At 38.7% G+C, this 12,996-nt stretch carries 13 protein-coding genes; 10 read left to right on the plus strand and 3 right to left on the minus strand.

Features of this window, described 5'->3' with window-relative positions:
• Positions 1 to 117: 117 nt before the first annotated feature.
• Entirely contained in the window at positions 118 to 1,107 is a 990-nt protein-coding gene (locus OK18_RS13500) for an NAD(P)H-dependent flavin oxidoreductase (RefSeq protein WP_228377614.1), read from the plus strand.
• Between the two features lie 12 nt (positions 1,108 to 1,119).
• Positions 1,120 to 1,890, plus strand: a complete 771-nt coding sequence (locus OK18_RS13505; RefSeq protein ID WP_053328317.1) for an alpha/beta fold hydrolase — start codon at positions 1,120 to 1,122, stop codon at positions 1,888 to 1,890.
• 107 nt (positions 1,891 to 1,997) lie between these two features.
• On the opposite strand, the gene OK18_RS13510 is transcribed toward OK18_RS13505, so the two are convergent.
• Both OK18_RS13510 and OK18_RS13515 read right to left on the minus strand, forming a co-directional pair.
• Complete coding sequence (locus OK18_RS13510) at positions 1,998 to 2,618, minus strand: HD domain-containing protein (protein ID WP_053328318.1); 621 nt, start codon at positions 2,616 to 2,618, stop codon at positions 1,998 to 2,000.
• Between the two features lie 24 nt (positions 2,619 to 2,642).
• A complete protein-coding gene (locus OK18_RS13515; protein WP_050021564.1) occupies positions 2,643 to 2,942 on the minus strand; it encodes a rhodanese-like domain-containing protein in 300 nt (99 codons plus the stop codon).
• A gap of 153 nt (positions 2,943 to 3,095) precedes the next feature.
• Here OK18_RS13515 and queG point away from each other — a divergent pair, with 153 nt between their 5' ends.
• The 8 genes from queG to OK18_RS13555 all read left to right on the plus strand — a co-directional run bounded on the left by queG (position 3,096) and on the right by OK18_RS13555 (position 12,459).
• A complete protein-coding gene (gene queG, locus OK18_RS13520; protein WP_050021563.1) occupies positions 3,096 to 4,040 on the plus strand; it encodes a tRNA epoxyqueuosine(34) reductase QueG in 945 nt (314 codons plus the stop codon).
• A 351-nt stretch (positions 4,041 to 4,391) separates the two neighbouring features.
• On the plus strand, positions 4,392 to 5,075 hold the full coding sequence (locus tag OK18_RS13525; protein ID WP_050021562.1) for a TIGR02117 family protein: 684 nt from the start codon (positions 4,392 to 4,394) through the stop codon (positions 5,073 to 5,075).
• A 3-nt stretch (positions 5,076 to 5,078) separates the two neighbouring features.
• Positions 5,079 to 5,726, plus strand: a complete 648-nt coding sequence (locus OK18_RS13530; protein ID WP_053328319.1) for a murein L,D-transpeptidase catalytic domain-containing protein — start codon at positions 5,079 to 5,081, stop codon at positions 5,724 to 5,726.
• Between the two features lie 8 nt (positions 5,727 to 5,734).
• Positions 5,735 to 6,199, plus strand: a complete 465-nt coding sequence (locus OK18_RS13535) for an SRPBCC family protein (RefSeq protein WP_053328320.1) — start codon at positions 5,735 to 5,737, stop codon at positions 6,197 to 6,199.
• Positions 6,200 to 6,431: 232 nt separating this feature from the next.
• Positions 6,432 to 6,728, plus strand: coding sequence for a hypothetical protein (locus OK18_RS13540; protein WP_050021559.1), 297 nt, complete (start codon positions 6,432 to 6,434; stop codon positions 6,726 to 6,728).
• 59 nt (positions 6,729 to 6,787) lie between these two features.
• Positions 6,788 to 7,876, plus strand: coding sequence for an efflux RND transporter periplasmic adaptor subunit (locus tag OK18_RS13545; protein ID WP_050021558.1), 1,089 nt, complete (start codon positions 6,788 to 6,790; stop codon positions 7,874 to 7,876).
• Positions 7,877 to 7,904: 28 nt separating this feature from the next.
• Positions 7,905 to 11,027 (plus strand): efflux RND transporter permease subunit, encoded by a 3,123-nt coding sequence (locus OK18_RS13550; RefSeq protein ID WP_053328322.1) that lies wholly within the window; start codon positions 7,905 to 7,907, stop codon positions 11,025 to 11,027.
• Complete coding sequence (locus OK18_RS13555) at positions 11,008 to 12,459, plus strand: TolC family protein (protein WP_053328323.1); 1,452 nt, start codon at positions 11,008 to 11,010, stop codon at positions 12,457 to 12,459. Before OK18_RS13550 ends, OK18_RS13555 begins: the two co-directional genes overlap by 20 nt.
• A 93-nt stretch (positions 12,460 to 12,552) precedes the next feature.
• Here the strand turns inward: OK18_RS13555 and OK18_RS13560 are convergent, their stop codons facing one another.
• Positions 12,553 to 12,981, minus strand: a complete 429-nt coding sequence (locus tag OK18_RS13560; RefSeq protein WP_050021556.1) for a cold shock domain-containing protein — start codon at positions 12,979 to 12,981, stop codon at positions 12,553 to 12,555.
• Positions 12,982 to 12,996 lie beyond the last annotated feature (15 nt).

Below are 12,996 nucleotides of genomic sequence, written 5' to 3' on the forward strand. Positions count from 1 at the left end.
GCAAGCCTATTTCATCAACTCCCACAATGAGGCTTTTATTCAGATTTCTGTTTCTCATTTCTGACTGAAATTTTCATTATTTTTTCTTCCCAATCGTTGTTTTTAGTATTTTTACACATGAGCAATTTTATAGATTTCAACTCTGCGAAAAAACTTCATGATATGCAGACAAGCCAAAACAGAATTACACAGCTTTTTGAAATAAAATATCCTGTTATTCAGGCCGGTATGATCTGGCATTCCGGATGGAGGCTGGCCTCAGCCGTTTCTAATTGTGGCGGATTGGGATTAATAGGAGCAGGAAGTATGTATCCGGATATCTTAAGAGAAAATATTCAAAAGTGTAAACAGGCAACAGATAAGCCTTTCGGGGTAAATGTCCCTATGCTGTATCCCAATATTGAAGAGATCATTCAGATTATTTTGGAAGAAGGAGTTAAAATTGTATTTACATCGGCAGGTAATCCCAAAACCTATACGGAATCTTTGCAAAAAGAAGGAATAAAAGTAGCCCATGTGGTTTCTTCTACCAAATTTGCCATCAAATGCGAAGAGGCAGGAGTAGACGCTATTGTTGCCGAGGGGTTTGAAGCCGGAGGACATAACGGTAGAGATGAGACTACAACTTTCTGCCTGATTCCTAATGTTAAAAAACATACCACCAAACCTCTTATTGCTGCCGGAGGCATTGCTTTAGGCTCACAAATGAAAGCTGCCATGATATTGGGAGCAGATGGAGTGCAGATTGGTTCCCGTTTTGCGGCAACTACAGAAGCCAGTGCCCATGAGAACTGGAAAAAGAAAATTACACAATTACAGGAAGGAGATACCCATCTTACACTCAAAGAACTGGCACCGGTAAGAATGGTCAAAAATAAATTTTTCAACGAATTGGAAGAAATCTATCAGAGCGGAAGAGATAAAGATGCCTTAATTGCTTCATTGGGCAGAGCCAGAGCTAAACGGGGAATGTTTGAAGGAGATATGGAAGAAGGAGAACTGGAAATAGGCCAGGTTTCTGCTTTAATCGATGATATTCTTCCGGTGGAAACAGTTTTTAACCGTCTGCTGAAAGAATTTGAAGAAACAAAAATGCCTGCCTTTTAGAATTTTGAATCAATGGGAGGAAGAATAATAGAAGTAAAGGGTAAGAAACTATATACAGAACACAACTATTCATTCGAAAACAGACCAACAATTGTTTTCTTACACGATTCTTTGGGATCTGTCCAACTGTGGAGGGATTTTCCGGCTGAATTGTCTGATGCAACAAATTGTAACGTCCTTGTGTATGATCGTTTAGGTTATGGAAGATCTTATCCTATGCCCACCCACGAAAGACCGGTTAATTATATGGAACTGGAAGCAGATCTTTTGAATGACCTCCTCATCAGGCTAGATATTGATAACGCAATCCTTTTCGGGCACAGTGACGGCGGAACTATTGCTTTAATTACCGCTGCAAAATACCCGGAAAAGGTAGAGGCGATCATTTGTGAAGCCGGGCATATCTTTGTGGAAGAAGTGACCTTAAAAGGAGTGTATGCTGCCTGGGAAGCTTATAAAACTACCAATCTTCCGGAACGTTTACAAAAATACCACGGAGATAAAGTGGAAACCCTCTTTAAAGCCTGGACAGAAACCTGGACCCGGGACGATTACAGAAACTGGAATATTGAATATCTTTTGAAAAATATCACCTGTCCATTGCTATTTATTCAGGGAGAAGCCGATGAATATGGTACATTGGACCAGGTAGAAAAAACCATTTCCCAGGTAAGCGGAAGTGCTGAAAAATATATCATTCCCGGAATTGGCCATACCCCTCATAAAGAAGCACCTGAACAGGTCTTGGAAAAAGCTGCGGATTTTATCAGTAAAAATTCCTGATGTAGTAATTAGCTAAAATGATATTATTTTTGACGTCTTTCAGTAAGGATGGTTCACGTCCGTGTTCGGATCTTAATATTTAGTCCTGGAAAGAGAAACTGCTTTAATTATAACAACTTAAGTTCCGTAGCTATATTTTCTTTGGCCTGCGCTTCGTATTTTTCTTTAAAATAGGCTGTTTTAAAGATGCTCTCAAGTTCAAGAAAATGTTTGAGAACCTTTTTTCGTCCGCGCTTGTAAAGCAGGTCGGGATAAATAGAATATTCTTTACGGATCTTTCGGGTATAATCCAGGTAGATTCCAAAGTCTTTTCCAAGAATTGAAAGATCGGCATCCAGCAAATAATTGAGATCATGATTTTCAGACAGCAAATGCTGCTTGGTTGCTATAATTTGTGTTGAAATAATTTTTATTTCAGATTCATTCACTCCAAGTTCCCGGAGTCTTGATTCTGCAGTTATAGCACTGTTCTCTTCGTTGGACTGAGAAGTGGCGTTATAAATAATATCATGATAGAATACAGAGAAAGAAACGGTAAGGTAATCCGAAATATCATTTTTTACGGTTTCAAGTTCCCGGAACATATTTTCAAGATGCAGAAGGTTATGGTAATATCTGTTTTTTTCAGTGTACTTTGTTTCAATTTCCTTCCATAATCTGCTGATCAGATCCTGATCTTTAGTAAAAGGAAAGCAAAGTTGTTCAAACTGATTTTTTAAATTTACCATGGCAAAAGATAAAAAAAGGAACTTTTAAAAAGTTCCCTTATTCGCTTCCAAAACAGCTTTCAGCTCGGCCCAGCCTCCACCGTTATAACCGTCTTTCAATCCCTGAGCGTTTAAATACTCCAATGCTTTTCCGCTTCTGTTTCCACTTCTGCAGAATAAAATCACTGGTTTCTCAATTGATAGAATCTCATCTTTTCTATCTTCTACCTCACCCAGAGGAATATTCTTTGCTCCCTCTATGCTTCCGTCCATTTCAAGCTCCATAGGCTCGCGAACGTCGATCAATTCATAATTTCCGGATTGTATTACTTCTATTAAAGACATAGTTGTTTATTTAAAAATTAAATTAAGACGAAAGTACGTAATTTTTTTTTGAAATTTTCTATGAATTTACTTTAGAACAGAGTATATCCCAATATAGGATTATTTTAAAAGCTGCAGATTTATAAAATAATCTTAGTTTTGCACTGTGAAATTATGAATCCAACCGCTGAAAAATATTCTTTACTGATTAAATCCAAAGCAAAAAGTTTTGGGTTTCAGAACTGTGGTATTTCTAAAGCAGACTTTTTGGAAGAAGATGCACCGCGTCTTGAGCAATGGCTTAAAAATAACTTCAACGGAGAAATGAAGTATATGGAAAACCATTTTGACAAAAGATTAGATCCCAGGCTGCTGGTGGAAGGCTCCAAATCTGTAATTTCACTGTCTTATAATTATTTCCCCGAAGAAAAGCTGCCCGTTCTTGAAAATTATAAAATCTCAAAATATGCTTATGCAGAGGATTATCATGAAGTGATCAAAGAAATTCTTCGTGAAATGGTGGCAGAACTTCAGGATGAGATCGGCGAATTCGGATTCAGGGTTTTTGTAGACTCGGCTCCTGTTTTAGAAAGAAGCTGGGCAAGGAAATCAGGAATAGGCTGGGTAGGGAAAAATGCCAATCTGATTACCAAACAAAACGGATCCTTTTATTTCCTGGCAGAAATTATCTGTGATCTGGAGCTTATTCCTGATCATGAAACAACAGATCACTGCGGAACCTGCCGGAAATGTATTGATGCCTGCCCCACAGATGCTATTGTTTCTGAAAAAATTATCGATGGAAGCCGCTGTATTTCCTATGCAACTATAGAATTGAAAAACGACATTCCCGGTTATTTTAAAGATAAAATGGAAGACTGGATGTTTGGATGTGATATCTGCCAGGATGTATGCCCCTGGAACAGATTTTCCGCCCCTCATCAGCAAAGCAGGTTTAAGCCTAATGAAGCTTTGAAAAACTTTAAAAAAGGAGAATGGAAAGAGCTTACCCAGGAAATTTTTTCAGAAATCTTCAGAAAATCACCTGTAAAAAGGACTAAGTTTGCAGGATTGAAAAGAAATATTGAATTTTTAGAGCAATCCTCAATCAAATCTTAGTTGAGATTTTTGGTGACAATTCCTTTTCCGGAATTAGTGAAGTTCCGAACAAAAGCAGATAATCAGCCCATTCCTTAAGATTTCTACTCTAAGGAGGGTGAAGATTTTTTTCAATAAGTTCTTAAAAGCCTTTCCCTAAAAAGAAAAATTGACTTTCAGGAGATTAAATCTCACCGAAAATCAACGTCTTTTTTGTATTCTTTTTGGAGCCGTTTTTACTCTTATTTTAAATCTTTTCTGTGACTTGGTGTTTTTACGCATATTTGTGAATATTTCGTAACTAAATATAGTCATTTTTTCGATTAAAACAAATACTTTTATAGAAAATTACAGATTAAATTTTATTAAAACATGACCGTGAAAAGTGCATTATTATATATTTTAAAAATTGTAGGGATCATTTTGGGAATAGTAATCATTTATGTGCTTCTGGGATTACTGATCCCTTATATCCCCGTTTCAGCGAAAGACGACGGACAAAAAAAGGAGATTCCGGTCTATATTTATACCAATGGGGTACATACCGATATTGTAATGCCCGTGAAGAATGATCTTCAGGACTGGAGCCTGAAAATTCCTTTTGCCAATACCAAATCCAAAAGAACGGATTATCAGTATATAGGAATAGGATGGGGAGATAAAGGATTCTACCTTGATACGCCTACGTGGGCTGATCTTAAATTTTCAACAGCTGTGAAAGCTGCATTTTGGCTGAGTGAATCCGCAATGCATTGTACATATTATACAAACATGAAAGAAGGGGATGACTGTAAGATGATTATGATCAGCAGAGGTCAATATGAAAAACTGGTTAAATTTGTCGAAGATAAGTTTGACAGAGACCGGAATGGAAACTTTATGCTGATTCCTACCGATGCTGTTTACGGTGATAATGATGCATTTTATGATGCCAAAGGAACCTACAGCTTTTTGTATACATGCAATACATGGACCAATAATGCTTTGAAAGCAGCAGGTCAGAAAGCGGCACTCTGGACTCCTACTGATTTTGGAATTTTTCAGCACTATAAGTAGAATATGAAAAGACTTTATTTGCTTTTTGCAGTTTTTTTGATTTGCGCCTGTGTCCAGGAAAAAAAAGAAATAAGTGGTAATGATATTATTTCTGAAACAGCCATTGAAAGGAAGCCGGAAGCAGATCTGTCTGCATTAAAAAGCAAAGCAGATGAGGCATTGAAGTTCTGTACGACGAAGGATTTTAATACTGATTTCTGTATTTTGATTGATATGAGCCTTCATTCAGGGGTAAAACGCTTTTTTATATGGGATTTTAAAAATAAACGTATTTCAAAAAAATATCTTGTAGGCCACGGATGTGGAAGCAACTCCTGGAGTAAAGACGATTCCAGAGATCATCCGGAATTTAGTAACGAGGATGGCAGCCACCTTTCATCACTGGGAAAATACAAACTGCAGGGAAGGGGATATAGTGAATGGGGAATTAATGTAAAATACCTGATGCACGGCCTTGAAGAAACAAATGATAATGCATTGGCAAGATATATTGTTTTCCATTCATGGGATATGATGAGCGACGAAGAAACCTTTCCTAAGGGCTCTCCGGAAGGATGGGGTTGTCCAACCATATCAAACAATGCGATGAAAGAAGTTGACCCTATGATTCAGAATTCAAAGAAACCGGTTCTCATGTGGATATATAATTGAAAATAAAAATGAAACATATACTTTGCCGTGAACAGCAATTAAGCTGTGATCTTGAAACTGCCTGGAAATTCTTTTCATCCGCGAATAACCTTTCCCAAATTACTCCGGAAGATATGGGATTCATTGTCCTCACAGAACTGGATGATGATCGTATCCATGAAGGAATGCTTATCGATTATTATATCTCTCCGTTGTTTGGAATTAAAATGAAATGGCAGACAGAAATTATCCATGTTGATTTTCAGAAAAGCTTTACCGATTTTCAAAGAAAGGGTCCCTATAAACTCTGGAAACACCATCATGAATTTTTTCCTAACGAACATGGAGTCCTGATGAAAGACACAATAGAATATGAGCTTCCTATGGGTTTTATTGGAGAAATAGCCCACGGCCTTTTTGTCAGAAAAAAACTGGAATATATTTTTGATTATCGTTTTCGGGTACTGGGTAAATTGTTTAAACAGTCACTTTGACAAATCTCTTAATGTGCAGATGTTTTAATGTTTTCATAAGAGAAAATTTTTAATCTTTGAGAAATTTCATGGTGAAAAATGCCTGTTATTTCTACATTCTTTAAGTTTTTTTAACAAATCGTGGAGCTAAAATCCATCAAAAATTCTTATTTTTGCAAACCACTGTTTTTTACTAAAACTAAGTATTCTGATTGACATGGCAGGTCTGAGGTCATTTTTCTTATTGTATGTAATGTTGCTTTTCACCCTATTCAATTCGAATTGGGCAGAAAAATCATTACAAAATATTCCTCATCTTCCGCACGTAAATAACATCCACCTTTTAGATGTTTATGAGGAAGCAGACATGAATACTCATGCTTTACCTGCGGCTTCAAAAATCGTGAAATACTCAGCACGTAAGGATGATCAGGCCGTCGGAGACTTTTCAGAAATCTTAAAACTGACACCGAAAATCACGCTTCCGGATATTGCGCTTTCCATTATCTGCGGCGTCAGGTCGTTTCTTCATCTCTTCCAGTTGTTTTAGCTTAAGTTATTGAATATCCGCTATTTTTTACGAAAATTTATAACTTAAACATTTAAAAAATGTATTTGAAAAATGTAATAATTTGCAGTCTTGCAATATTATTCGCTGTGTCATGCAGTAAAGCCAAGAACAAAAACAGCCAAAAAGAAAAAGAAGTTCCCATTCTGGAAATCAAAGAAAAAGATACATTGGTCAGCAACCAGTTTGTAACCGATATCCAGGCAAAAAAGAATGTGGAAATACGCTCCAGAATCGGAGGAATTATACAGCAGATTTATGTTAATGAAGGGCAATTCGTACACCAGGGACAGGCCTTATTTAAAATTAATGATGCCGAATTACAGATGGAACTTTTGAAAGCGAATGCTGCTCTCAAACAGACTGAAGCAGATGTTCGTATTGCAGAAGTAGAACTTAAGCAGATTCAGAGTCTCCATGCCAAAAAGTTTGTGGCGAATAACGAACTGGAAATGGTAAAAGCAAAATTGTCTTCAGCAAAAGCAAAACATGCCTTCGCCGAAGCAGAGAAAAAAGCCGTATTACAAAAAATAAGCTTTACCAGGATTACCGCCCCTTTTGATGGGGTTATAGACGTTATTCCCCATAAAGACGGAAGTTTGGTGGAAAACGGAACTTTACTGACGACCTTGTCTCAATTGAATGAAGTCTATGCCTACTTTTCCATTCCGGAAAACTTATATTTTGAGCTTTTAGCCAATGATAAAATCGGAAACCATCAAAAGATCGAGCTTACCTTACCGAATGGGGTGAATTACCAGTTTAACGGAGCCCTGAAGACGGCGGAAGGAGAAATCGACCGCACTACGGGTTCTATTCGTTATAAGGCACTGTTTCCTAATCCGGACCGCCTGATCAAACATGGAACATCCGGAAAGCTTATCATTTCCGAGCACCAGGCCAATGCTATCCTGATTCCTCAGAAATCCACTTTCTCCATTCAGGATAAAACCTATGTTTTTGTGGTGAATAAGCAGAATAAGGTCAAAATGACCAATATTAAGATCGGGACAACACTGAGAGATTCTTACCTGGTGGAAAGTGGTCTTAAAAAAGGAGATTTAATTGTTTATGAAGGAACCCAGTCACTGAAAGACGGAGATATGATTACCGTCAAAAAGAAGTATTAACCTTTCCTAATCTTTAAATCAACTTACCATGGTAGAAATGTTTATAAGACGAAAGGTACTTTCGTTGGTTATTTCCATATTATTTGTACTCCTGGGAATTATGGCATTACTGAAGATGCCGATTACCCAGTTTCCCGATATCGTCCCTCCTTCAGTAACCGTAACGGCAAAATATACAGGAGCTAATGCTGAAGTATCGGCCAATGCAGTAGCTCTTCCTTTGGAACGTGCCATTAATGGAGTTCCGGGAATGACCTATATGTCTACGGTAACTTCAAATGATGGTCTTACTTTAATTCAGGTATTCTTTGAAGTAGGAACCGACCCCGATGTGGCGGCAGTAAATGTTCAGAACAGGGTGACAACTATTCTTGATGAACTCCCTGAAGAAGTGATCCGGGCCGGGGTAACGACTGAAAAAGAGGTCAACAGTATGCTGATGTACCTGAATATCACCAGTACGGATCCTAGCCAGGATGAGCAGTTTATCTATAATTTTACAGATATTAATGTTCTTCAGGAGCTGAAACGTATTGACGGAGTAGGGCGTGCAGAAATTATGGGCCAGAAAGAATACTCGATGAGGGTATGGCTGGATCCGCAGAAAATGGCAGCTTATTCAATTTCAGCAGATGAGGTGATCAGCTCATTGCAGAAACAAAATATTTCGGCCGCCCCTGGAAAAGTAGGGGAAACGTCAGGAAAAACTTCCAGTCAGTTACAATACGTCATTAAGTATAAAGGTAAATTTTTTGAACCCAAACAATATGAAGAAGTCCCAATCAGGTCTGATGTGGACGGAACTATTTTAAAACTGAAAGATATTGCCAAAGTAGAATTCGGGGCAATGAACTATGGAATGGTTTCCAAAACGGATGGAAGACCCTCAGCATCTATTATGATGAAACAACGTCCCGGTTCCAATGCCTCAGAGGTTATCGAAAGCGTAAAGGCAAAAATGGAAGAATTAAAAGTAACTTCCTTTCCTCCCGGTATGGAGTACAATATGGCGTACGATGTTTCCAGATTCCTCGATGCCTCTATCAGTGCTGTATTGACAACCCTGATCGAAGCTTTTATCCTGGTGGGAATAGTGGTGTTTATTTTCCTGCAGGACTGGCGCTCAACGTTGATCCCCGTACTGGCTGTTCCGGTGGCACTAGTAGGAACTTTTGCTTTTATGAATATGCTGGATTTCTCTGTTAACCTTTTGACTTTGTTTGCTTTGGTTCTGGCCATAGGAATTGTAGTGGATAACGCCATTGTTGTCGTTGAAGCCGTCCATGTAAAGATGGAAGAAGGAATGAATGCCCTGGATGCTACCATCAGCGCCACCAAAGAAATTGCAGGTGCAGTAGTGGCTATTACCATTGTAATGTCTGCCGTATTTATCCCGGTTGCTTTTCTTGATGGCCCTGTAGGCGTATTTTACCGTCAGTTTTCACTGACATTAGCTATAAGTATTGTCATCTCAGGAGTAAATGCATTGACACTTACCCCTGCACTCTGTGCAATTATTTTAAAACCTCATGATCATAACAAAAAGAAAACGGTAGTTGACAGGTTTTTCCAGAGTTTTAATACCGGTTTTGACAGACTTACCAACGGATATGTAGGGACTTTATCAAAATTTGCGACAAAAACTACTGTCACTTTTGGTCTATTGTTTCTATTTATTGCACTGACTTTCGTGACGGGTAAATTTTTACCGACAGGGTTTATTCCTATGGAAGACCAGGGAATGGTATATGTAAGTGTTACCACCCCACAGGGAGCAACAGTAGAAAGAACGGAAAAGGTACTGGATGAAGTAACGGTTATTGCCAAAAAGATAGAAGGCGTTGAAAATGTAACCACCCTTGCGGGATACAGTATTGTAACAGAAATTGCAGGTTCATCTTATGGAATGGCTATGATTAACCTTAAAGACTGGAAACAGAGAAGTATTTCAGTAAATGAGCTCATAGCTGAACTTTCCGAAAAAACCAAATCTATTGCAGATGCTCAGATTGAGATCTTTGCACCGCCCACGGTTCCGGGATTCGGAAATACAAGTGGTTTTGAACTGCGTTTATTAGACAGAACCGGAGGTACCATCGAAAATACAGATAAGATTACCAAAGATTTCGTGAAAAAACTTAATGAAGCGCCTGAATTACAAAATAGCTTCACCAGTTTTGATGCTACTTTCCCTCAATACATGATCAATGTAGATTATGATATGGCCGCAAAAAAGGGAATTTCCGTAGAAAATGCGATGTCTACTTTACAAACCATGCTGGGTTCTTACTATGCGACCAATTTTATCCGTTTCAGCCAGATGTATAAAGTTATGGTTCAGGCAAGTCCGGAGCACAGGGATACCCCTGAAAGTATTCTGAACCTGTATTTGAAGAATGATAAAGGTGAAATGGTTCCGTTCTCTACATTTATTACCATAGAAAAAGTATACGGACCTGAAGTATTAACGAGGTACAATATGTATATGTCAGCGATGATTAATGGGGAGCCCGCGGATGGTTATAGCTCCGGAGATGCTATTGCAGCAGTAGAGCGGGTAGCCAAAGAAACCCTTCCGAGAGGCTTCGATATAGAATGGTCAGGAATGACAAGAGAAGAAATTCTATCCGGAAATCAGACCATTTATATCTTTTTGATCTGCCTTCTGTTTGTATATCTTTTACTGGCAGCACAATACGAAAGTTTCCTGCTCCCGATGCCTGTATTATTAAGCCTTCCTACAGGAATTTTCGGTTCCTATATAGCATTAGTACTGGCAGGCCTGGATAATAACATCTACGCACAGGTGGCTTTGGTAATGCTCATCGGACTTTTGGCCAAAAATGCAATTCTGATCGTGGAATTTGCCGTTGCAAGAAATAAACAAGGATTTGATATTGTCCCTGCTGCCATTGAGGGAGCGAGACAGCGTCTGAGACCTATTTTAATGACGTCATTTGCATTTGTAGCCGGACTTATTCCGCTTTGTATTGCCTCAGGAGCCGGAGCGGTAGGAAACCGTTCCATCGGTACTGCAGCAGCAGGAGGAATGCTGATCGGAACTGTTTTCGGATTAGTGATTATCCCTGGCTTGTATATATTCTTTGCAAAACTTGAAAATAAAAAGAAAGATGAGAAGATTAAATCATAGAAATATATGGTATGGCGTAGCTGTATTGAGCCTGATGTCATGTGCTGTCCCAAAAGTAGCTGATCTGAAAAAAGCCCGGAAGCTCCCGGAAGAAATTGTTAAAAACGAGAAAGATGTAAATACAGATGAATTTCAGCAGCTGAATCTGAAAGCGTATTTTACAGATGTCCACCTGCTGGAGCTTTTTGATAAGGTGGTACAGGCAAATCCCGATTTTCAGATCGCACAGCAAAGAGTAGAAATTGCCAATAGCTTTCTCCAGCGATCTAAAATGGATCTTTTGCCTTCTCTTGAAGTTGGCGCAGAAGTTTCCGGAACCCGGTACGGGAAATATACCATGGAAGGAGTAGGGAACTATGATACAAACCTTTCACCCAATATTACTGAGGAACAAAAAATCAACAGGAATGTTACTCCGAATTATTGGCTGGGCGCAAGAAGCAGCTGGGAAATTGATGCCTGGGGAAAACTGAAAAATAAGAGAATTGCCGCCCAGAAAAAATATCTAGCTTCTGCAGAAGGGCTACGCTTGCTGCAGGTAGAACTTTTTACAGATATTGCCAATTTGTATTATCAGCTGGTGGCTTTGGATAATCGGCTTGCCATTTACCAAAAGAACTATACCCTTCAGCAGAGAGCATTTGAAATTGTTTTGGCACAGCGTGAAGTAGGAAAAGCAACGGAGCTTGCTGTGCAGCAGTTTAAAGCGCAAAACAACAACTGGCTTGCTGAGATAGAACATATTAAAGTTGAAATTGTAACTGTTGAGCAGGCAATTACCACACTTACAGGAAGCTATGGAGGGAGTGTAAAGCGTGGAAATACATTGATGCCCACCAATATGGATATTTTAAATAAGAATATTAATGTAGAAGCAGTAATCCATTCGCGCCCTGATGTAGCAGCCAATTATTATGTACTGGAAGCCTCCCAGGCTGATGCTAAAGCAGCCAGAGCAGCATTTTATCCGAAAATCGATATTGGAGCCGGCATTGGACTTAATTCTTTTTCCGTTGAAACCTTTTTCAGGCCCGGTTCACTGGCAGGGCAGCTGTTAGGTGGGTTGATGGTTCCTGTATTTAATAAAGGCCAACTGAAATACGAATTTAAGGTGGCCAGTAAAGAACAGGAAATTGCTTTTCTGAATTATCAGAAGAGTATTACCACGGCATTTAACGAGCTTCAGTCTATTTTAAAACAAACCAGAATATATGAGCGTGTTTTGAAGTTAAAATCGGAAGAAGTCAGCTTCCTGGACCGTGGAGTTGAGGTTTCCAATGATTTGTATCTTACCGGCTACGCCAATTATTTTGAATTGATAAACTCCCAGAAAAGCAAATTGACTGCGGAGCTGGATTTATTACAATTTCAACATCAGAATACCCGGAATAATGTCCTTTTATTTAAGGCGCTGGGTGGAAAACTGGAGTAATAAGTACAGGATAGTTTCTGGTTTGAAAACCAGGGATTATGTACGAAGAAAGCCACCTGAAAAGGTGGCTTTTATTTTATAGGTTATCGATAATTATTTGATTATCTGAATATTAACTGCGGAAAACCCTTTTGGAGATTTCTCTTTTTCGAAAGATACCTTATTTCCTTTTTTTACCAGCTCAGCACAGTTGTTGTTGTGGAAAAAGATATTCTCCTTTGTATGGTCCTCAGTAATGAATCCATACCCTTTTTCACTGTGGAAGGTAATGATTCCGGTTTTTCTTGGATCCTCCTCAGCAATAGGAGCTGCTCCCAACTGAATTTCATCAAGGTTTACTTCCTGTCTGTCTTCAGGAGGGGTAGAAGTTAATCTTCCGAATTCATCTACATACATGAATACATCCTCCAGGTCTTTACCTTTGTTGTTGTTCGTTTTACGTTCTTCGCGTCTTAACGCCTTTTCTTTTTGCTTTTGAATTTTTTTCTTGAAATTTTCCTTTTTAGAAAAAGAATCTGCCATAAATTATTTTTAGTA

This window comes from Chryseobacterium gallinarum (assembly GCF_001021975.1).
In the GTDB taxonomy this organism is placed as follows: Bacteria; Bacteroidota; Bacteroidia; order Flavobacteriales; family Weeksellaceae; genus Chryseobacterium; species Chryseobacterium gallinarum.